General features: G+C 71.7%; 18 protein-coding genes. 8 read left to right on the forward strand and 10 right to left on the reverse strand.

What is annotated here, in order from left to right; genetic code table 11:
* Window positions 1-38: 38 nt before the first annotated feature.
* Both OG370_RS27580 and OG370_RS27585 read left to right on the forward strand, forming a co-directional pair.
* Window positions 39-1,073 (forward strand): ABC transporter ATP-binding protein, encoded by a 1,035-nt coding sequence (locus OG370_RS27580; RefSeq protein ID WP_328474456.1) that lies wholly within the window; start codon window positions 39-41, stop codon window positions 1,071-1,073.
* The gene (locus OG370_RS27585) at window positions 1,042-2,127 is read left to right on the forward strand and encodes an ABC transporter ATP-binding protein (protein ID WP_328468847.1); all 1,086 of its coding nucleotides are present in this window, start codon (window positions 1,042-1,044) and stop codon (window positions 2,125-2,127) included. Before OG370_RS27580 ends, OG370_RS27585 begins: the two co-directional genes overlap by 32 nt.
* A gap of 135 nt (window positions 2,128-2,262) precedes the next feature.
* Here the strand turns inward: OG370_RS27585 and OG370_RS27590 are convergent, their stop codons facing one another.
* The 6 genes from OG370_RS27590 to OG370_RS27615 form a co-directional block, all read right to left on the reverse strand.
* On the reverse strand, window positions 2,263-3,462 hold the full coding sequence (locus OG370_RS27590) for an ABC transporter ATP-binding protein (protein ID WP_328468849.1): 1,200 nt from the start codon (window positions 3,460-3,462) through the stop codon (window positions 2,263-2,265).
* 21 nt (window positions 3,463-3,483) lie between these two features.
* Window positions 3,484-4,554: an ABC transporter ATP-binding protein gene (locus OG370_RS27595; protein WP_443060755.1), complete on the reverse strand. Its 1,071-nt coding sequence runs from the start codon at window positions 4,552-4,554 to the stop codon at window positions 3,484-3,486.
* Window positions 4,555-4,606: 52 nt separating this feature from the next.
* On the reverse strand, window positions 4,607-5,584 hold the full coding sequence (locus tag OG370_RS27600) for an ABC transporter permease (protein WP_328468851.1): 978 nt from the start codon (window positions 5,582-5,584) through the stop codon (window positions 4,607-4,609).
* Between the two features lie 136 nt (window positions 5,585-5,720).
* Window positions 5,721-7,511 (reverse strand): ABC transporter substrate-binding protein, encoded by a 1,791-nt coding sequence (locus tag OG370_RS27605; RefSeq protein ID WP_328468853.1) that lies wholly within the window; start codon window positions 7,509-7,511, stop codon window positions 5,721-5,723.
* A 67-nt stretch (window positions 7,512-7,578) separates the two neighbouring features.
* Window positions 7,579-8,613 (reverse strand): ABC transporter permease, encoded by a 1,035-nt coding sequence (locus OG370_RS27610; protein ID WP_328468855.1) that lies wholly within the window; start codon window positions 8,611-8,613, stop codon window positions 7,579-7,581.
* 540 nt (window positions 8,614-9,153) lie between these two features.
* Window positions 9,154-11,382, reverse strand: coding sequence for a S9 family peptidase (locus OG370_RS27615; protein WP_328468857.1), 2,229 nt, complete (start codon window positions 11,380-11,382; stop codon window positions 9,154-9,156).
* 260 nt (window positions 11,383-11,642) lie between these two features.
* On the opposite strand from OG370_RS27615, the gene OG370_RS27620 reads away from it, so the two are divergent.
* From OG370_RS27620 to OG370_RS27635, 4 genes are all read left to right on the forward strand, one after another.
* Window positions 11,643-11,837: a hypothetical protein gene (locus OG370_RS27620; protein WP_328468859.1), complete on the forward strand. Its 195-nt coding sequence runs from the start codon at window positions 11,643-11,645 to the stop codon at window positions 11,835-11,837.
* Between the two features lie 84 nt (window positions 11,838-11,921).
* On the forward strand, window positions 11,922-12,818 hold the full coding sequence (gene mshB / locus OG370_RS27625; protein ID WP_328468861.1) for an N-acetyl-1-D-myo-inositol-2-amino-2-deoxy-alpha-D-glucopyranoside deacetylase: 897 nt from the start codon (window positions 11,922-11,924) through the stop codon (window positions 12,816-12,818).
* Window positions 12,815-13,252, forward strand: a complete 438-nt coding sequence (locus OG370_RS27630; RefSeq protein WP_328468863.1) for a DUF6113 family protein — start codon at window positions 12,815-12,817, stop codon at window positions 13,250-13,252. Before mshB ends, OG370_RS27630 begins: the two co-directional genes overlap by 4 nt.
* A gap of 152 nt (window positions 13,253-13,404) precedes the next feature.
* On the forward strand, window positions 13,405-15,936 hold the full coding sequence (locus OG370_RS27635; RefSeq protein ID WP_328468865.1) for a hypothetical protein: 2,532 nt from the start codon (window positions 13,405-13,407) through the stop codon (window positions 15,934-15,936).
* A gap of 103 nt (window positions 15,937-16,039) precedes the next feature.
* Here the strand turns inward: OG370_RS27635 and OG370_RS27640 are convergent, their stop codons facing one another.
* From OG370_RS27640 to OG370_RS27655, 4 genes are all read right to left on the reverse strand, one after another.
* Window positions 16,040-16,996 (reverse strand): hypothetical protein, encoded by a 957-nt coding sequence (locus OG370_RS27640; protein WP_328468867.1) that lies wholly within the window; start codon window positions 16,994-16,996, stop codon window positions 16,040-16,042.
* 13 nt (window positions 16,997-17,009) lie between these two features.
* Window positions 17,010-18,167, reverse strand: a complete 1,158-nt coding sequence (locus tag OG370_RS27645) for a sensor histidine kinase (protein ID WP_328474460.1) — start codon at window positions 18,165-18,167, stop codon at window positions 17,010-17,012.
* Between the two features lie 139 nt (window positions 18,168-18,306).
* Window positions 18,307-19,047 carry an ABC transporter permease gene (locus OG370_RS27650; protein ID WP_328468869.1) on the reverse strand — a complete coding sequence of 247 codons (741 nt, stop codon included), beginning with the start codon at window positions 19,045-19,047 and terminating at the stop codon, window positions 18,307-18,309.
* Window positions 19,044-20,015, reverse strand: coding sequence for an ABC transporter ATP-binding protein (locus tag OG370_RS27655; RefSeq protein WP_328468871.1), 972 nt, complete (start codon window positions 20,013-20,015; stop codon window positions 19,044-19,046). The genes OG370_RS27650 and OG370_RS27655 overlap by 4 nt, the downstream gene beginning before the upstream one ends.
* A 207-nt stretch (window positions 20,016-20,222) precedes the next feature.
* Here OG370_RS27655 and OG370_RS27660 point away from each other — a divergent pair, with 207 nt between their 5' ends.
* Window positions 20,223-20,552 (forward strand): nuclear transport factor 2 family protein, encoded by a 330-nt coding sequence (locus OG370_RS27660; protein ID WP_328468873.1) that lies wholly within the window; start codon window positions 20,223-20,225, stop codon window positions 20,550-20,552.
* Between the two features lie 58 nt (window positions 20,553-20,610).
* Complete coding sequence (locus OG370_RS27665; RefSeq protein WP_328474462.1) at window positions 20,611-21,216, forward strand: response regulator transcription factor; 606 nt, start codon at window positions 20,611-20,613, stop codon at window positions 21,214-21,216.
* The last annotated feature ends 97 nt before the right edge of the window (window positions 21,217-21,313 follow it).

The raw sequence follows: 21,313 nt of genomic DNA on the forward strand, positions 1-21,313 counted from the left end.
CGATGCCAACAGGTGGCACAGGAGCCACGGACGCGGCGATGGTGGCGCCCGGGCGGCCGCCCGCCGACGGCGGCCCGCTGCTCGACGTACGCGACCTGCACGTGGAGTTCCGGACCAGGGAGGGCACCGCGAAGGCGGTCAACGGCGTGGACTACTCGGTGAACGCCGGGGAGACGCTGGCGGTGCTCGGCGAGTCCGGCTCGGGCAAGTCGGTCACCGCGCAGGCGATCATGGGCATCCTCGACACGCCGCCCGGTTTCATCACCAGCGGCGAGGTGGTCTTCCAGGGCCGGGACCTGCTCAAGCTCGGCACCGAGGAGCGGCGCCGGGTCCGCGGCGCGAAGATGGCGATGATCTTCCAGGACGCGCTGTCCTCGCTCAACCCGGTGCTCAGCGTCGGCGAGCAGCTCGGCGAGATGTTCCGGGTGCACCACAAGGCGTCCCGCAAGGACGCCCGCGCCAAGGCGATCGAGCTGATGGAGCGGGTCCGCATCCCGGCTGCCCGCGAGCGCGTCAAGCAGTACCCGCACCAGTTCTCCGGCGGTATGCGGCAGCGCGTGATGATCGCGATGGCGCTGGCCCTGGAGCCGGACCTGATCATCGCGGACGAGCCGACCACGGCGCTGGACGTGACCGTGCAGGCGCAGGTGATGGACCTGCTCGCGGAGCTGCAGCGCGAGTACAACATGGGCCTGATCCTGATCACCCACGACCTGGGGGTGGTCGCGGACGTCGCCGACAAGATCGCGGTGATGTACGCGGGGCGGATCGTGGAGACCTCGCCGGTCCACGACATCTACCGGGCGCCGGCCCACCCGTACACCAAGGGCCTGCTCGACTCCATCCCGCGGCTGGACCAGAAGGGCCGCGAGCTGTACGCGATCAAGGGCCTGCCGCCCAACCTGCTGCACATCCCGCCCGGTTGTGCCTTCAACCCGCGCTGCCCGCGCGCGCAGGCCGTGTGCCGCACCGACGTGCCCCCGCTGTACCGGGTCGACCAGGACCGGGCGAGCGCCTGCCACTTCTGGAAGGAGACCCTGGATGACGACAGCCTCCCGTCCGCAGACGCCTGAGCGGCCCGTGCCGCCCGACCCCTCCGGGCGCGAGCCGATCCTGACCGTCCGGGGCCTGGTCAAGCACTTCCCGCTGACCCGCGGCATCCTCTTCAAGAAGCAGATCGGCGCCGTCCAGGCCGTCGACGGCGTCAACTTCGACCTGTACGCGGGGGAGACGCTCGGCATCGTCGGCGAGTCCGGCTGCGGCAAGTCCACCGTGGCCAAGCTGCTGATGAACCTGGAGGAGCCCACCGCGGGCGAGATCGTCTTCAAGGGCGAGGACATCACCAAGTTGTCCGGGCGAGCGCTGAAGGCGGTGCGCCGCAACATCCAGATGGTCTTCCAGGACCCCTACACCTCGCTGAACCCGCGGATGACGGTCGGCGACATCATCGGTGAGCCCTTCGACATCCACCCCGAGGTGGCCCCGAAGGGCGACCGGCGGCGCCGGGTGCAGGAACTGCTGGACGTGGTCGGCCTCAACCCCGAGTACATCAACCGCTACCCGCACCAGTTCTCCGGCGGCCAGCGGCAGCGGATCGGCATCGCCCGCGGCCTGGCGCTGCGCCCCGAGATCATCGTGGCCGACGAGCCGGTCTCCGCGCTGGACGTCTCGGTGCAGGCGCAGGTGGTCAACCTGATGGAGCGGCTGCAGGACGAGTTCCAGCTCTCGTACATGTTCATCGCGCACGACCTGTCGATCGTGCGGCACATCGCCGACCGGGTCGGCGTGATGTACCTCGGCAAGATCGTGGAGATCGGCTCGGACGAGCAGATCTACGAGCACCCGACCCACCCGTACACGCAGGCGCTGCTCTCGGCGGTGCCGGTGCCCGACCCGGAGGCGCGCGAGCACCGGGAGCGGATCATCCTGGCCGGCGACGTGCCCTCGCCCGCCAACCCGCCGTCCGGCTGCCGGTTCCGCACCCGCTGCTGGAAGGCCCAGGAGATCTGCGCCGAGAAGGAGCCGCCGCTGGCGGTGCCGGAGGTCTTCCGCGGCACCGCGGGCCCGGCCGAGCACCCCTCGGCGTGCCACTTCGCCGAGGAGAAGCAGATCGTCCCGCCGGAGTGAGAGCCACCCGTGCGGTGCCGAACGCCAGGGCCGGGTCCGGGACTCCCCGCAGGGAGTCGGGACACGGCCCTGGCGTTCGGCACCGCACGGGCCCGCGGTGGCCGTGGCCACGGTCAGGCGGTCAGGCGGTCAGGGTCAGGCGGACTCCTCCGACGCGGAGGCCACCGCGTTCGACTCCTCGGCAGCGGCGAGCGCGGGGTCGAGCACTATGTCCTCCTCGCGCGCCGTGACCGTCGGTTCCTCGGGGAAGTGGCAGGCGGTCATGTGGCCGTCCACACTGTCGCCGAGCTGCACCAGCGGCGGCTCCTGCTCGGCGCAGACGTCCTGCGCCTTCCAGCAGCGGGTGCGGAAGCGGCAGCCGGACGGCGGGTTGATCGGCGAGGGCACGTCGCCGGCCAGCCGGATGCGCTCGCGGCCCTTGTCGTCCGGGTCCGCCTCCGGCGCCGCGGAGAGCAGCGCGTGGGTGTACGGGTGGCGCGGCTTGGTGTAGATCGAGTCGCGGTCGCCGATCTCCACGATCTTGCCCAGGTACATCACCGCAAGGCGCTGCGAGAAGTGCCGCACGATCGCCAGGTCGTGCGCGATGAACAGGAACGCGATGCCGAGTTCCTTCTGCACCTTCTGCAGCAGGTTCACCACCTGCGCCTGGATGGAGACGTCCAGCGCGGAGACCGGCTCGTCGGCCACGATCAGCTTCGGGTTCACCGACAGGGCGCGGGCCACCCCGATGCGCTGCCGCTGGCCGCCGGAGAACTCGTGCGGGAAGCGGTTGTAGTGCTCGGGGTTGAGACCGACGGTCTCCAGCAGCTCGCGGACCCGCTTCTCCCGGCCGCCGGCCGGGTTGATCCCGTTGATCTCCATCGGCGCGGAGATGATGTTGCCGACCGTCTGCCGCGGGTTGAGCGAGGCGTACGGGTCCTGGAAGATCATCTGGATCTCGGACCTGATCGGCGCCAGCTGCTTGCGGGAGGCGTGCGTGATGTCCTGCCCGGCGTACTCGACCCGGCCTGCCGTCGGCTCCAGCAGACGGGTGACCAGTCGTCCGGTCGTGGACTTGCCGCAGCCGGACTCACCGACCATGCCGAGCGCTTCGCCCTTGTCGATGTGGAAGTCGACACCGTCGACCGCCCGGACGTCCCCGACCCGGCGCTGGAACACGAAGCCGCCGTGGATCGGGAAGTACTTGCGCATGCCGGTGACGTCCAGCAGCCGCTCGCCCGGTTCCGGGCGCTTGACCGGCACGGCCGTCTCCGGCGCCGCGCCGGCTTCCTCCGTCACCGCAGCCGCGTCGGCCGTAGCGCCCTTCTCCAGGCTCGGCTTCTGCTGTTCACTCATTGCTGGTTCCTCGACTCCCGGTCAGCGCAGCCGCGGCTGGATCTGCTCGATGAAGATGTCACGCTTCTGCTCTGCGGTCAGGTGGCACGCGGAGCCCCGTCCGTCCGGCAGCTGCGGCCGCTCCGTGCTGCACCGGTCGCCGCCGACCGTCGCGGCGAAGGCGCACCGGGGATGGAACGGGCAGCCCGTGGGCGGGTTCAGCAGGCTCGGCGGGGTCCCCGGGATCGGTGCCAGCGGCACGTCCACCGAGGCGCTCAGCCGCGGGATGGAACCCAGCAGGCCCCATGCGTACGGGTGCTCGGGGGACTTCAGGATCTCCCGGGTGGTGCCGCGCTCCACCGCCCGGCCCGCGTACATCACGACCACGTTGTCCGCGGTGTTCGCGATGACCCCCAGGTCGTGGGTGATCAGGATGATCGCGGTGCCGGTCTCCTGCTGGAGGTCCTTGAGCAGGTCGAGGATCTGGGCCTGCACGGTGACGTCGAGCGCCGTGGTGGGCTCGTCCGCGATCACCAGCTCCGGGTCGCAGACCAGCGCCAGCGCGATCATCGCGCGCTGCCGCATACCGCCGGAGAACTGGTGCGGGAAGTCGTCCACCCGGGTCTGCGGCTGCGGGATGCCGACCCTGGCGAGCATCTCGATCGCCCGGTTCCGGCCCTCCCGCTTGGAGGCGCCGGTGTGCTTCATGAACGGCTCGGCGATCTGCCGCCCCACCGTGTAGTAGGGCGACAGCGCGGTGAGCGAGTCCTGGAAGATCATCGACATCTTGTTGCCGCGCAGCCGCTCCAGGGTGCGGTTGCTCGCCCCGGTCAGCTCCTGGCCGTCGAGCGTGATCTCTCCGCTGATGGTGGTGTTGCGCGGGTTGTGCAGCCCGAGGATGGCCAGGTTCGTCACCGACTTGCCCGACCCGGACTCGCCGACGATACCGAGCGTCTCTCCGCGTTCGAGGTCGAACGACAGCCCGTCGACGGCCTTGACGGTGCCGTCCTCCGTCGCGAACCGCACATAGAGGTCGCGGACGGAGAGGAACGGGTCGGTGCTCAGCGAACCCTTGGGTTCGGGTGCGGGGTCCGGCTTGGTCACTGTGGTCACTTCGGGGCTCTCCTCGGGTCCGGAGCCTGGTGCGGTAGGGGGTGCGCCGGGTTCATGCGAGCCGAATCCGTGGGTCGATGAGGGCGTAGCAGGCGTCGACGATGATGTTGAAGACGACGATGGAGGTGGCGCCGATCAGCATCACACCCATCTCCAGCGGCAGGTCCTGCTGGGTGACGGCCGAGACGGCGAGGTTGCCCAGGCCGTGCAGGCCGAAGGTGGCTTCGGTGATGATCGCACCGCCGAAGACCGACCCGAGGTCGATGCCGAAGATGGTGATGATCGGGCCCATGGCGCCGCGCAGCGCGTACCGCAGGAAGACGTAGCGGGAGCCCATGCCCTTGGCCCGGGCGGTCCGTACGTGTTCCTCGGACAGCTGCTCGACCATCAGGGAGCGGGTCTGGCGGCTGTAGTTGGACCAGAAGATGACCGACATCACCAGGCAGGGCAGCACCATGCCGGAGAAGGAGGCACCCGGGTTGCTGGTCCAGCTCGGGTCGCCACCGCGGTTGAGCCAGCCCAGCTTGTAGGAGAACGCGTAGATGGCGAGCGGGCCGATGAAGAAGATCTGCACCGACTGGCCCAGCAGGGACACCGAGCTGGCGGCGCGGTCGAAGATCGAGCCCTGCTTCCAGGCGGAGATCAGACCGAGGCCGACGCCGACCACGAGGAAGGTGAAGGAGCCGCCGATGGCCAGCGACAGGGTGGTGGGGTAGCGGTCCTTCAGCAGCGACCAGACCGGGGTCTGGTTGTTGAAGGAGAGCCCGAAACACGGTGCCGGGCAGTTGCCCATCGGCAGGTGACGGCCGCCGAAGATGCCGACCAGGTAGTCCCACCACTGGACGATGACCGGCTTGTCGAGACCGAGGTTCTTGTGGATCTGGGCGATGTTCGACGGCGTGCAGTTCTTGCCGCAGGACAGCAGTGCCGGGTCGCTCGGCAGGGCGAAGAACAGCAGGTATGTCACCAGGCTGATCAGTACGAGGATGACTGCGGCGCCTAGCACCCGGCGGGTGAGGAAACGGAGCATGGGGTCGGGCTCTTCCGTAGGGGGGCCGCGGGTGGCGGCGCCGGTCGAGAGCGGGAGGGATCGGGTGGAGCTTTCGGCTCGCGCCGGTGGCGCCGGCCCCGCGATGCTGCCGCGGGGCCGACGCCGGTGGTGCCGACTACTTCACGTAGATGGTGTTCGGGTTGATCGTGCCGTAGGCGGAGTTGTAGCTGACGCCGCCGAGGCCCTCGCCGTAGATGTTGTAGTACTTGTCGTACAGGTACGGGATCGACGGCGCGTCGGTCTTCATGATCGTCTCAGCCAGCGTCTGCCACTCGGCGGCCTGCTGGTTGAGGTCCGTGATCTTGCTGATCCGGTCGATCTCGGTGTTGACCTTCGGGTCGTTCAGGTGCGAGTAGTTCGGGTCGTCGTCCGCGATCAGCCGGCCGTCCTGGGTCGGCGGGATGACGGTGGAGGCGTTCGGCCAGTCGCTGCCCCAGCCGGTGCGGTACAGGTCGTACGGGTTGTCCTTCTTGCCGATCAGCGTGTAGTACGCGGTCGGGTCGATGGCCTTGGCGTCCAGCGTGATGCCGGCCTTGGCGAAGGAGTTCTTCAGCGTGGTGGCGACGTTCGCCCAGCGCTGACCGGAGTTGGAGTACGCGAAGGACAGGTGCAGGTCCTTGACGCCCGCCTCCTTGAGCAGCTGCTTGGCCTTCTCGGGGTCGCCGAGCGGCTTGGTCAGCTTGCCGTACGGGTCGGACGCCTTGAAGCCGGAGACCGTCGGGCCGATCAGGTTGGTGCCGAGCTCACCCTGCTGCGGGCCACCGAGCGCGGTCTGCACCTGCTGCATCGGGAACGCGTAGATGATCGCCTGGCGGACCTTCACGTTCGTGATCCGCGAGACGTTGATGTTGAACACGTCCACGAACGGCTGGTAGTTGCTCTCCAGCCGCGACTTGTACTGCGAGCCGGCGAGCACCGACATCTGCGTCGGGTCGGCGGACTGGACCAGCGAGACCGCGTTCTTGTCGCTGTCGCTCTGCTGCTCCAGGCGCTGGGTCAGGCCGGGCTGCTCGACACCGAGCTGGATGTCCCACTTGTCCGGGAACGCGCCGCGGATCGGGTCGGTCTTCGGGTCCCAGTACTTGTTGCGGGTCAGCTCCAGGGCCTTGCCCGGCTTGTAGCTGCTGACCACGTACGGGCCGTCGGAGAACGGCGCGGTGTCGTACTTCGGGCCGGTGTCCTTGGCCTTCAGGATCGGGCCGGAGCCGGAGAGCGCCATCGCGTACGGGGCGTCGGCGTGCGGCGCCTTGAAGTGGAAGACGATGGTCTTGTCGTCCGGGGTGGCCAGCACCGAGTCGGGCAGCGACTTGCCGCCCTGCGGGCCGCCGTAGACCTTGCGGAAGTCCGTCGAGCCGGTCAGCCACTGCTGGACGTACTGCGGGCCGGCGGTCTCGAAGCTGGAGAACAGCCGCTCGATGCCGTACTTCACCTGGTCAGAGGTGATCGGCGTGCCGTCCTGCCACTTCAGGCCGTCCTTGAGGTGGAACGTCCAGGTCTTGCCGCCGTCCGAGGAGGTGCCGGTGTCGGTGGCGAGGTCGCCCACGAGGACCGTCTTGCCGGTCGTCGGGTCGATCTTGTAGTTGGTCAGCTGGCGGCTGAAGAGCTGCCCGATGACCTGCTCCTGGTTGACGTACGCCTCGGCCGGGTCCAGGTGGTTGATGCCGGCCGGCTCCAGGTCGATCGCGGTGCCGCCCTTCTTCGCCCCCGCGACGGCCGGCGCCGGACCGACCGAGTCGGCAGCGGTGCCCACCGTGATGGCCTGCACCTTCGCAGTGGTGGCGGCGGTCGAGCTGCCGCTGCTCGGGTTGTCGGACCCGCCCCCGCCGTTGCCGCTACTGCATGCGCTCAGGGCCAGAGCCCCCACCGACAGCACAGCTGCGGCGCTATACGCCCTACGCTTCTTCATCTATTCCTGCCTGTCATCGAACTGGCCTTGCCGCTCCCCGGGACCGGCGAGACGACGTGGACACTCATCAGCGGATGGTCTTGGGATCGAGAGCGTCCCGGATTGAGTCCCCGAGCAGGTTGAAGGCGACGACGAAGATGACCATCGCGATGCCGGGGAAGAACATGTAGGTGAGGTCGGACTGGTAGTTCGCGGCCGCGTCCTGGAACATCAGTCCCCAGTCCGGGGTCGGCTGCTGCATGCCGACGCCGAGGAAGGACAGACCCGCTTCGGCCGTCACGTTGACCGGCACCAGCAGGGTGGACTGCACGAGGATCGTGGTCCACAGGTTGGGCAGCAGCTCCTTGCGGATGATGCGGCTGCTGGACGCTCCGGAGAGCTTGGCCGCCTCGATGTACTCGCGTTCCCGGAGCGACAGCACCTGTGCCCGCACCAGGCGGCCGAGCGACATCCACCCCAGGATGAACTGCACCAGCACCAGCGCGGTGAACCGCAGGTAGGTGGGCTCGCCGGCACCCGGCTTGACGAACAGCGAGAGGATCACCGGCGTGAAGGCGATGAAGAACAGCTGCTGCGGGAAGGACATCATCAAGTCGGAGGCCCGGCCGACGAAGTAGTCCGTGCGCCCGCCCATGTAGCCCTGCACCAGGCCGACCACGACGCCGAGGAGCACCGAGAGGATCGTCACGCACACCGCGACGCCCAGCGAGGTGCGGATGCCGTAGATCAGCAGCGCCAGCACGTCGCGGCCCAGGCGCGGCTCGATGCCGAACCAGTGGGTGCCGTCGATGCCACCGTTGGGCTTGATCGGCAGGCCGTAGGCGTTGAGCAGGCCGTCGTCCTGGCCGTAGAGCGAGTACGCGTTCTGGCCGTACAGCTTGACGATCAAGGGCGCGAAGATCGCGACCAGGATGAAGATCGCCACGACGACGGCACAGAGCATGCCGATCTTGTCGCGCTTGAACCTGATCCAGGCAAGCTGCCGCGGCGACCGGCCCACCAGTTCGGGTGCCTGGTGCTGCCCGGGGTCGGGGTTGCCGCCCTCTGGGTCGAGAGTGAGGCTGCCGGCACTCTCAGCGGCAGCCTTACTAGGACTTGTCATCACACTTCCCCGGGACCGAAAACGTGCGTACAACGCCGATGCGCAACGCGTGTTGAGCGGGACTTTCGCAATGGAATCAACTTCCAGTCAAGGGGGGAAGGAGGGAAGAAAGCTTGTTGTTTGGCATCTTGAGCGAAGGTTTTGCAGATTGGTGTCCGTACGTGCTTGACATCTGATATTTGAAACGGGCAAAACGGATATTTTGGGACGTAGCGCGTTTACATGCAAGCAACTTTTCTGTCGCAGCTCCGATATACGGACCGAGCAGTCTGAACAACGTACGGCCGTGCGGGTGCCGTAGGCCGGTCGGGGCTCGTGATGATGTGGTCCCCGGCCGGCCGTTCCCCCTAACCTCGCCGTCCTCCCCTTGGCCGGAATGGTGTGAGCATTCCTTCCGGTTCGTATGAACGCCGAAGCCCCGGACGCGATGTGTCCGGGGCTTCGGGCGGGATCTTCGGTGGTGCGCTCCGCGGGTTCTCCGGCGGACCGGCCGGCGGGTGGGCGGCGGATGGGGCGGCAGCCGGAGCTGCGACCGGCGGGTTATCCGTGCGGGCGGCCGCTGAGGGCGCGCTTGAGGAAGTCCACCTGGAGCAGCAGCAGATTCTCGGCTACCTGCTCCTGGGGGGCGGTCATGTGGGTGACCCCGGACAGCGGCAGCACTTCGTGCGGACGGCCGGCCGCCAGCAGCGCGGTGGACAGCCGCAGCGAGTGGGCGACCAGGACGTTGTCGTCGGCGAGGCCGTGGATCACCATCATCGGCCGGGCCGGCTCGGCGGCCCGCACCAGGCCGCCGTCGCCCACGAGTGAGTTCGCCTCGTAGACCTCGGGCTGCTCGCGGGGGTCGCCGAGGTAGCGCTCCATGTAGTGCGTGTCGTACAGCCGCAGGTCGGTGACCGGGGCGCCGACCACCGCGGCGTGGAAGACGTCCGGACGGCGCAGGGCCGCGAGCCCGGCGAGATAGCCGCCGTACGACCAGCCGCGGATCGCCACCCGGCCCAGGTCCAGCGGATACCGCTCGGCGACCGCGTGCAGCGCCGCCACCTGGTCGGGCAGCGAGATCCCGGCGAAGTCGCCGGCGATGGACTTCTCCCACCGGGGCGAACGCCCCGGGGTGCCGCGGCCGTCGGCCACGATCACCGCGAAGCCCTGGTCGGCGAACCACTGCGAGACCAGGTGCGGGTTGTGCGCCGCGTACACCCGCTGGCCGTGCGGGCCGCCGTACGGGTCGAGGAGCACCGGCAGCGGGCCGTCGTCCTCGCTCCAGCCGGTCGGCAGCAGGACCGCGGTCGGGATGCGCAGCGGCCCGGCTTCCAGCAGGCGGGGCCGCGCGGTCAGGGACGGGGTCTCGGCATGGGAGGTGATCCGGGCGACCTCGGCGCCGTCGCGCAGCACCCGGGTCACCGCTCCCGGGCGGTCCAGGGTGGAGGTCGTCAGCACCGTCAGGCCGCCGCCGCGCACCGCGGTGTGCACCCCCGGTTCGGTGGAGACCCGGACCGGGGCGGCGTCCGTGCCGCGGAGGTCCACCCGGTAGACGTGCACCTCGCCGATCTCCGGCTCGGCCGCCGTCTCACCGGAGGAGGCGGTCACCAGGATGTCCTCGGCGCCGGTGTCCAGCACCGCCCGCAGGTGCAACTCCGGGCCGGTCAGCGTCCTTTCGCCCACCTGCAGGGCACGTGCTCCCGATGTGTCGGTGATCGTGACCAGCTCGCCGGCCGGGGTGCGGACCGGCACGCCGGGGAAGAGATCCAGCCAAGTTGGATCTTCCTCGACGGCCACCGTCTCGGTCGCGCCGGTTTTACGGTCCACGGTCAGATACGCCTGCGCGCGCTGGTCCCGGGTCTGCACCAGCAGCAGCGCGGAACCGGTCGCCGACCAGTGCACCGACGCGAGGTACGGATAGCGGTCCCGGTCCCACTCGACATCGGTGCGCGAGCCGTCCAGCGTGAACAGGGCCAGCGTCACCTCCGCGTTGGGCGTGCCCGCTTGCGGGTAGGCCACCTCGACCGGCGCCCGGTCCGGGTGCGCGGGCTGCGAGATCCACCAGCGCTGGACCGGCGCCTCGTCCACCCGGGCGGCGAGCAGCGCGCTGCTGTCCGGCGCCCACCAGAAGCCGCGGGTGCGGTCCATCTCCTCGGCCGCGACGAACTCCGCCAGCCCCCACGTCACCGACGCGCCGTCAGGCTCGGCGAGCGCGCGGTCGTCGGCCCCCGCGCCATCGGCGCCGACCACCCGCAGCGCGCCGCCCGCCGCGTACGCCACCCAGCGGCCGTCAGGGGACGGCCGCGGGTCCACCACCGGGCCGGGCACCGGCAGTTCGCGCACCGCGGGCGCGGCGCCGCCGCCGGTGCCTTCGGCCGCCTTTTCGGCTGTCTCCTCCGCGGCTGTCTCCGCGGCGGTCAGATCCGCCACGAACAGCCGCCCCGACAGCGCGAAGGCGGCCAGCTCGACCGCCTGGTCCACGGCGAAGGCCACCACGCCCGCGGAGCCCTCCCGGCTGCGCTCGCGCCTTGCCCGCTCCGCCGCGGGCAACTCCTCGTCCGCACCGCCCAGCACCGCGGCGGGATCGGCCACCAGCCGCTCCACCGCCGCCGCGTCCGCGCCGCCCGCCGCCAGGTCCAGCACCCACAGCAACTGCTCCCGCTCGGTGCCCGACCGGGAGCGCACGAACGCCACCCGGTCCCCGCCCGGCGCGACCGCGAAGGCCCGCGGCGCCCCGAGAGTGAACCGCTGTGTCCTCGCGTGCTGCCGTGGGAATGAGAGGTACGTCATACCCGCGACCCTAGAGGGTGGCACTGACAATCGCCCCTGTATTAGCGCCCGGTGCCGCCCGCGCCGCCCTGACCTGGCGGTCCGGCGCCGGCCCACCCGCCGTACCGGGCACGGCCGTTGGCTGGATCTGGTCATGCGCCCCCGCGTGCTTCCGTGCTCCGACATATGCGGTCGCACGGAAAGTTATGATCCGTAGCCGTGGGTGGGTAATAAGCATGTGGCAACTGACATGGACCCTGCGTATGAGGAGGTGAGCCGCTGTGGCACTCTCGATTTCGGCGGTGCTGCTGCTGCTAGTCATCGTGTTCCTGCTGATCCGCCGATCGGGGCTCAAGGCGGGACACGCGGTGGCCTGTACGTTGCTCGGCTTCTACCTTGCCAGTTCCTCGTGGGCGCCCCAGATCACCGACCTCACCAGCAACGTGGCGCAGACGATCTCCAACATCAAGATCTGACGGTCATACCGGCGGGCAGGCGGACGGCGGGCAGCAGCGGCGGCCGCTGCCCGGGTCCGGTGGGCGGAGCCGTAGGCTTCGACCATGACCGATGCTCCCGACGGCCCTCCTGAGCGGCGCCTGCTGTTCGTCCACGCCCACCCGGACGACGAGACGATCAACAACGGCGCCACCATGGCCAAGTACGCGGCCGAGGGGGCCCTCGTCACCCTCGTCACCTGCACCCTCGGTGAGGAGGGCGAGGTCATTCCGCCGGAGCTGGCCCATCTCGCCGCGGACCGCGACGACACCCTGGGCGAGCACCGGATCGGCGAACTGGCTTCCGCCATGGCCGCGTTGGGCGTCACCGACCACCGCTTCCTGGGCGGCCCCGGCCGCTACCGGGACTCCGGGATGATGGGCGTCGCCCAGAACGACGATCCGGCCTGCCTGTGGCGCGCCGACCTGGACGAGGCGGCCGGCCACCTCGCCGACGTCATCCTGGAGGTGCGCCCCCAGGTCCTGGTGACCTACGACGACAACGGCGGCTACGGTCACCCGGACCACATCCAGGCGCACCGCGTCGCCATGCGCGGCTACGAACTCGCCGCCGACCGCGGCCACCGGATCGACCGCGTCTACGAGATCTGCACGCCCCGCTCGGTCGTGCAGGCCGGCTTCGACCGGCTCGCCGCCGAGGGCCGGGACTTCCCCTTCGAGGGCGTCGCGACCCCGGACGACGTCCCCGGCGTGGTCGACGACGCGCTCGTCACCGCGTCGGTCGACGGCTCGGCCTACGCCGACCGCAAGACCGCCGCGATGCGGGCGCACGCCACCCAGATCGCCGTCGACGGCCCCTTCTTCGCGCTCTCCAACGACCTCGGCCAGCCGTTCTTCGCCGTCGAGTACTACCGGCAGGTGCGAGGCGAGTCCACCGGCCGCGCGGACGACCTGTTCGGCGCGGGAGCAGAGGCCGCCGAGGCGCCCGGCGGTGCGCGATGAGCCGCCCCGCCGCCGGCCGCGGTCCGGCCCCGTCCCGTACGCCGATGATCCGGCCGCTGTCCAGCAACCCGCGGGGGACGCAAGGCGCCCGGATCGCCGGGTACTTCGGCCTCGCCGTGCTCGCGGTGGCCATCGCGGTGGCCGGCGCCCTCGTGCAGGCCGCCTGGGAGCCCGGTGGGCTGCTGCTGGCGCTCGCCGGGTGCGTGGCGGCCTTCTACGGCGGCGGGAAGCTCACCGGCACCCGCCTGGGCACCGTGGTGCCCGCCGCGGTCTGGCTGGTGTGCGTGATCCTGCTCAGCGGCTCCCAGCCGGAGGGCGACTTCCTGCTCGCCGCCGGCATCGGGCCGTACATCTACCTGCTCGGCGGGGCGCTGTCGGCGGTGATCTGCGCCACGCTGCCCCAAGTACCCTCATCCGGCACGAATAGGGCCTGACTTGGCGGGCAGGGGCCGACGCATGGTTGGGTGTGCCCCAGCGTTCCGCCGGACCGCAGTCGCCTCCGCGCACAGGTCGGTATGGTGGGTGCGCCGGCGAGCCGCCTGCCAAGTGATGTGTCGGGCGGCGTGGCTAACCGGGAGAGCCTCCTTTGAGTCGTGAAACTGACAGTTCGTCCTCCGGTCCCCAGGGACGCGGCGGTGCCGCGTACCCGTCAGGGACCCCGCCTTACGGCCCCCGCCCCTTCCCGTCGCTGCACCCGCAGGAGCGGCCGCGTCCGGCAGGCCAGGAGCAGGACGGCGCCGAAGCGGCCGAGCAGGGCACGGACGCGGACGCGGCCGGCGAGCCCAGGACCGAGACGACGCTGACCACCCGGATCAGGATCAACATCCCCGGCTCCCGGCCGATCCCGCCGGTCGTCATGCGCACCACCGTCGAGGAGGGCGCCGCGGCCCCCGCGGCCGGACCGCAGGGCGCGGGCGCCCCGGACACCGCCGCCCCGGGCACCGCGGGCGCCTCCGCCGGTGAACCGCCCGCCGACGGCGGGCAGGGCGGCGAAGCTCCGCAGGAGCGGGCGGAGAAGAAGGAGAAGACCAGCGACTGGTTCGCGCCGCGCAAGCCGGTCGGCCCCACGGGCTCGGGTACGGGCTCGGTCGCCGGTACGGGCGCGGGTTCCGCTCCGGGTACGGGCTCCGGTTCCGGCTCGGCCGCGGGTTCCGGTGCGGGCGACGGCTTCCCGAACGACGGTTTCCCGGGGGAGGGTTTCCCGGGCGACGGTTTCCCGAACGACGGTTTCCCGGGCGGCGGCCCCGGCTTCGGCACGGACACCGGCGCGGCTCCCGGCGGCGGTTCGGGTCAGGCCCCGACGGGCTTCCCGCCGGGCGCGGGGGCGACCGGCGACGGCTTCTCCGAGGGCTTCTCCGGCGACGGCTTCCAGGGCGACTTCCAGCGTGGCGGTGCGCCCGGCAACGGGACGGCCGGCGGCGGCTTCACGGTGCCGCCGGTGCGGTCCCCGGGCGGCGGCGACGCACCGGACGCCGGGTCCCCGGTCGCGGACGGCTTCTTCGGCGCGGGCACTCCCGCCGGGGGCACCCCGCGCGCGGACGACCCCTTCGCGGGGCCGTACGCCGAGCAGTTCGCCGAGCCGTTCACCGACTCCGACACCGGTACGCAGCAGATTCCGCAGGCGTTCCTGCCGCCGCCGGTGGGCTCGCCGTTCGACGACGCCCCGGCCGCGCGCGGCCCGCACGACACGCCGTCGGGCGGGTTCGCCTCGCCCTTCGAGACCCCCGCGGGCGCCGAGGGCCGCGCCGAACCCGGCTCCGGGCCGGCGCCGTTCGGCACCGAGGACTTCCCGCCCGGGGTGCCGCGGGGCATCCCCACCGACCCGTTCGCGCCCGGCGGCGGCGGCGCCGCGCCGCTGCCGCCGCCCGCCGGGGCCACCACCGGCCCGGCCACCGGTGACATGCGGGTGCCGCCGATCGGCGGCGACACCGGCGAGCACGCCTTCCGCCCGCCGGCCCCGGCCGGTTCCGAGCCGCCCCGGCGGCGGGGCGCCGGCGACACCCTGGTCGGCGGCATCCCGCCGGTGCCGTCGGGGGAGGGCCCCGGGCGCGCCGCGGGCGGCCCCGGAGCGGTGCCGCCGCCCGGACCCGGTGCCCCCGGGTCCGTCCCGCCGCCAGGACCCGCGGCGCCGTCCACGCCGGCCACCCCGGCGAAGTCGGCCAAGCCGGTCAAGAAGGGCCGCTCCAAGCTCGCGCTGCTCGGTGTCGCGGTCGTCGGCGCCGCCGTCCTCGCGTACGGCGCCGGGCTGCTGATGAACCACTCCGACGTGCCGAAGGGCACCACCGTGCTCGGCGTGGACATCGGCAACACCAGCCAGGCGACGGCCGTCAAGAAGCTGAACCACGCGCTCGGCAACCGGGGCACCGCGGCTCTCACCGTCACCGTCGACGGCAAGCAGCACTCGCTCAAGCCGTCGATCGCGGGCCTGTCCATCGACACCGACGCCACCGTCCGCAAGGTGGCGCACTCCGACTACAACCCGGTCTCGGTGGTCGGCTCGCTCTTCGGCCAGACCCGGGTCACGGACCCGGTGATAGTCGTCGACCAGGACAAGCTCAAGGCGGCGCTGACGACGGTCGCGGGGCCGTCGAGCCAGGGCACGGACGGCATGGTGCGCTTCACCGACGGCAAGGCCGTCGCGGTGCCCGGCAAGCCCAGCCAGTCCGTCGACGTGAACGCCGCCGCGACCCAGGTCTCCGCGGCCTACCGGCTGCGGGCCGAGTCCGGCCGCAACACCCCGATCGACCTCCGGGCCACCACCGTGCAGCCGAAGGTCACCCAGGCCACGCTGGACAAGGCGGTCAACGGCTTCGGCAAGACCGCGATGATGGGTCCGGTGCACATCCTGGCCGGGGGCCAGGACCTGCCGTTCAACAAGACGCTGCCGCAGTTCCTCACCATGCAGGCCACGCCGGACGGCCAACTCGCCCCGCACATCGACCTGAAGGCGCTCCAGGCGCTGTACGGCAACTCCTTCGACGGGGTGCTGCTGAAGCGCGGCAACGGATCGAAGACCGCGGTCACCCCGCAGGACGTCGCCACCGCGCTGATCCAGGCGCTGAACTCCAAGACCGTCGCCGGGCGCAGCGTGACGCTTCAGGACGCGGTCCAGCAGTAGGAGCACGCAGGAGCCGGTAAGAGCCGTCAGGAACCGGGAGGAGCCGCCCCTCGGCCGGCCCTCGCGGGCCGGCTCCTGCGGGCGGCTCCCCGGGCCGGGCCCCTCAGCCGCGCTGCCACCAGTGGCGCCTGCGGCGGGGGGCCAGCGCGTGGATGGCGGAGCGCAGTTCGGCGAAGGCCACCACGGTCGCCGGCGCGTCGGGCCCGCCCGCGCCCGGCAGCGCCACCCCCAGGCAGAGCAGCTTCAACTGCTCGTCGGGCAGCGGCAGGGCGGCGAAGACCGGCGAGCCGTCGAAGCCGGTGGGCAGCTGACCCGACCAGGTCAGCGGCGCGTCGGGGGCCGCCCGGCGCACCTCGCCCGCCAGCAGCGCCTGCGGTCGGTCGGGGTGCGCGGAGGCGCCGCTGTCGTCGGCCTCGTGACCGAGGACGTACGCGGGCAGCGGGTCGTCGCCGATCGCCGCGATGTCGTCGGGCTGCGCGGCGAGCCCGTCGGTGATCTCCTGGGTGTCCCAGCGCCAGCCCTTGCGTTCGGCGTGCAGGTGCAGGTCGACGGTGGGCATCACCGCGACCCCGAGGCCGTCGAGCACCGTCCAGCGCTTGGCGAAGCCGCCCATCACCAGCTCGTCGAGCGGCTGTTCCGGGTCGGTGAGGTCGCCGCGCAGCGTCCACTGCCCGATCTCGAAGCGGGTGCGGGGCGCGGCCGTGACGAGGTACTGCCGGATGACCTCGTGGTCACCGCCGGTCTCGATCAGGTCGTTGTACCAGAAGGCGGTGGCGAAGCTCAGGTCCGCGCGGGCCGCCTGGAACGGCAGCGTCGCGCGGGCGGCGACCTGGAGTACGGAGTCCGGGACGAGGCTGCCGGCGACCACCGCGGCCGAGTGGGCGAAGCCGGGTTCGCCGAGGTCCGGTGCGGCGGCGCCGTGCTCGGGCTCCGGTCCCGCGGTCGCGTCGACGCCCTCGCCGTCGGTGTCCGCGGCGGGCGCGGCTCCGGCGGCTTCGGGATCTTCGGGGATCGGCTGGCTCGGCGCGGGGATCTCGGGGATCTCGGGGGTCTCGGGCACAGCCCGGACCCTACTACTCGCCGTTCGGCGGCTGTTTCGCACCCACCGGCGCCGCGGCGAGCGGCACCGTCGCGGTGAGCGTGAAGCCGCCGTCACCTGCCCGGGAGGTCTTCAGGCTGCCGCCCGCGAGGATCAGCCGCTCGCCCAGCCCGGTCAGGCCGTTGCCCGGCGGGCGGGAGCCGTCCGGCCCGCGCCCGTCGTCGGAGACGGTCAGTGTCGCGCTGCCGCCGCCCGTCTCCAGGGCCACCACACAGGTCGTCGCGCCGCTGTGCCGTATGACGTTGGTCGCCGCCTCGCGCAGCGCCCAGGCCAGCGCGCCCTCCCCGGCCGGGGTGAGGCCCTCGATCCGGTCGGGCACGTGCAGCCGGGCCGAGACGCCCGCCGCGGCCAGCGCGCTGCGGGCCGAGGCGACCTCGGCGGCCATGGTGGGGCGCCGGTAGCCGCTGACCGCCTCGCGCACGTCCACCAGCGCCTGGCGGCTGACCGACTCGATGTCGGCGACCTGCTGGGCGGCGTCCCGCGGCCGGTCCGGCAGCATCCGTCCGGCCAGTTCGCTCTTCAGGGTGATCAGCGACAGCGAGTGCCCGAGCAGGTCGTGCAGGTCGCGGGCGAGCCGCAGCCGCTCCTCGGTCGCGGCCAGCTGCGCCACGGTGTCCCGGGCGGAGCGCAACTCCCGCATGGTCCGGACGAGCTGCTGCACGCCGATCATCGCGAACCCGCCGAGCAGGGCGGGCACCAGCAGCGACGGGTAGAGCGTGCCGTGCGGATCGACGACCGCCCCGGTCGCGGCGAGCAGCGCCGCCGAGAGCGGGACCGCCCACCGCGAGTCCTTGCCGGGCAGCGCCGCCCCGCACGCCACCCCCACGTACACGAACAGCACCAGCCAGTTCTTGCCGAGCAGGGCCGACAGCGCCAGTGCCAAGGAGGCGAGCGCGACCAGCAGGGCGTACACCCAGGGCTGGGGCGGCCCGGGGTTGTTGGTGCGGAAGAAGGCCAGCACCAGGTACCCGGCGACGAACACGATCAGGCCGAAGGCGGCCGGGACGACGGCGGCGAGCGAGTGGCTGCCGTTGGCCAGGTCGCTCACCGGGGAGGCCAGGTAGAGCAGCCAGATGCCGATCCACATCAGCTTGATCATCGCCTGCCGGCGGTTCTCCGGCGGCCGGCCCATCGGGCTGGTGTCGGCGTCCTCCACCTCCTGCCGCCACTTCGGCCACGGCTCGCCGCCGTCCTCGGGTACGGCGCCGGGACCGCCGCCCTGCCGGGCGCCGTCCCCGGCGCGGCGGCGCCACCACTCGCCGGTCATACGGTCACGCCTTCCGGGTGTCCTTGCGGTAGAGCCAGGCCGCCGCCCCCGCGAAGAGCAGCAGATAGACGACGAGGACGCTGACGTCCTTGGCGTGCGGGGCGTTCCCCACCTCGATCGCCTGGCTCAGGGCCACGTACGGCCGCGCCGGGAGGTAGCCGGCGAGGTTCTGCAACCACTGCGGGAAACTGTAGATCGGCACCCACAGGCCGCCCAGGACCGCCAGGCCGAAGTAGAACAGCATGGAGATCGGCCGGGCCACGTCGGCGGTGGCCAGGTAGCCGATCGCCACCCCGAGCGCGGCGAAGACCAGGCTGCCCGCCCAGGTGCTGAAGGCGATCGCCACCCACTGCCAGGTGTCCATCCGGACGCTCTTCACGAGTCCGCCGATGAGCAGCACGACCAGGATCGACGGCAGGCTCACCGTGGCCGCCGACGCGACCTTCGCGGTGACGTAGCCGCGGCCGGGCAGCGCGGTCAGCCGCAGCTGCCGCACCCAGCCCTTCTCCCGCTCCCGCGCGATCCGTTCGGCGTTGCCCATCAGCACCGCCGTCATCGCGCCGAACGCGGCCATCGAGACCATCAGGTAGGCCACCGCCGACAGCCCGTTGTCGCCGACGGTGTCGCTCTTCTTGTAGCTCAGGCTGATCGCCAGGAAGAGGAACGCCGGGTAGAGCACCGAGAAGAACATGAACTTGCGGTTCCGCAGGGTGCGGGTGATCTCCAGCCGGATCAGCGTCGTCATCGCTGCCCCGCCTCCTCTGCGTTGGTCGCCGCGTCGGTGATGGCGAGGAACGCCTGCTCGAGACCGAGCCCGGCGACCTCGAGGTTGCGCGGGTACAGGCCGAGCCCGTACACCGCGTGCATGGTGGCGTCCGCGTCGTTGGAGCGGATGCGTACGGTCGGGCCGGTCACGTCCAGGCCCACCACGTTCGGCAGGGCGCCGAGCGCCTGCTCGTCGATCCCGTCGGCCAGGTCGAAGGTGATCCGGCGCGCCCCCGCGCGCGCCTTGATCTCCGCCGCCGTGCCGTCCGCGATCAGCCGGCCCCGGTGCAGGACCAGCACGCGGTCCGCGATCGCGTCCGCCTCCTCCAGATAGTGGGTGGCGAACAGCACGGTGCGCCCCTGGTCGACCTGTGCACGCATCGTCGCCCAGAACGCCTGCCGCGCGCTCACGTCCATGCCCGTGGTCGGCTCGTCGAGCACGATCAGGTCGTTCGCGCCGGCCGTGGCCATCGCGAACCGGACCCGCTGCTCCTGGCCGCCGGAGAGCTTGTTCACCTTCCGGTCCCGGATGTCGGTGAGGTCGGCGGCGGTCAGCACCTGGTCCACCGGGTACGCCTTCGGGTGCAGGTCGCAGGCGAGCCCCACCAGCTCGCGCACCGTGACCTCCTCCATCAGCCCGCCGCTCTGCAGCATCGCGCCGACCCGGCCCTTGGCGATCGCCTGCGTCGGGCTGGTGCCGAACACGTTCACCTCCCCGCGGTCGGCGTTCTTCAGCCCGAGGAGCAGGTCGAGCGCGGTGGACTTGCCGGCGCCGTTGGGCCCCAGCAGCGCCACCGTCTCGCCGGGGTGCAGCTCCAGGCTCACCTCGGCGACCGCCTGGACGGCCCCGAAACTCCTGCTCACGTCCCGGAAGCTCACCACGGGTTGCCCCGGGCCGCGGGCCCCGTCCTGCTGTTGCGTGGTCGTACTCACTGATGCTGCGGTCATGGCACCACTGTGGTCCGAGGAGGAGGCCCGGCGGCAGTGTGTACGGTCGTGACATCCGCATGACAGATGTCATACGGCGCCGGTGCCGCGAACGGCTCCCCGCCGGTTTCCGGCCGGTTTCCGGTTCGCCCCGGCCGGTTCCCCGTCCGCCCCCCCGGTCGGCCCATACGGTGCGTGACCTGGCCCGCGGGCCCTCGTTGAGCGGGCATGACCAGCGCCGAGCCCCTGCCGATCCCCATCGCCGCAGCTCTGGAGGCGGCGAGCGCGGGGAACACCGAGGACTTCCTTGCCGCGTTCGCGCCGGACGGCGCCGTGGACGACTGGGGCCGGATCTTCCGCGGCCACGACGCCGTCCGGGAGTGGAGCGACGCCGAGTTCATCGGCAGGCAGGTCACCCTCCGGGTCACCGGCACCCGCACCGAAGGCGACACCACGACGGTCTCCGCCGAGGTCGGCGGCAACGGCTTCAACGGCCCCTCCGACTTCGCCTTCACCGTCTTCGACAACCACATCGCCCTCATGCGCATCACCGGGTGACGCCCCTCCCGGGCCGGACCCCGCCGAGCGGAGCCGCTACCCTGCCGGGGTGACGGGGATGATCCGAGTGCTGCTGGCCGACGACCAGTCGATGGTCAGGGAGGCGCTGGCCACGCTGCTCGGGCTGGAGGCGGACATCGAGGTCGTCGCGCAGGTGGCGCGGGGCGACGAGGTGGTGGCCGCCGTGCTGGAGCACCGGCCGGACGTGGCGCTGCTGGACATCGAGATGCCCGGGATGACCGGGATCGAGGCGGCGGGGCTGCTCCGGAAGGCGGCTCCCGGGGTGAAGGTCGTCATCGTGACGACCTTCGGCCGGCCCGGATACCTGCGGCGCGCGATGGAGTCGGGGGCGGAGGCGTTCCTCGTGAAGGACGCGCCCGCCGCGCAACTCGCCGACGCGGTACGGCGGGTGCTCCAGGGGGAGCGGGTGATCGACCCCTCGCTGGCCGCGGCCGCGCTGGCCGAGGGCGCGGACCCGCTGACCGGGCGGGAGCGGGAAGTGCTCAACGCCGCCGCCGACGGTTCGGTGAACGCGGAGATCGCGCGGCGGCTGCTGCTGTCCGAGGGCACGGTGCGCAACTACCTCTCCACCGCGATCCAGAAGACCGGCGCGCGCAACCGGGCGGAGGCCGTCCTCATCGCCCGCGAGAAGGGGTGGCTGTGACCCGCCGGGGTGCCCCGTCCGCGTAGTCGCGGGTGGCTGGTCGCTGGGGGCACCCCCTCTGGGGGGGAGTTCCCCGCGCCCCTGAACTTGCTCGGCT

Source organism: Streptomyces sp. NBC_00448, from assembly GCF_036014115.1.
GTDB lineage: Bacteria > Actinomycetota > Actinomycetes > Streptomycetales > Streptomycetaceae > Actinacidiphila.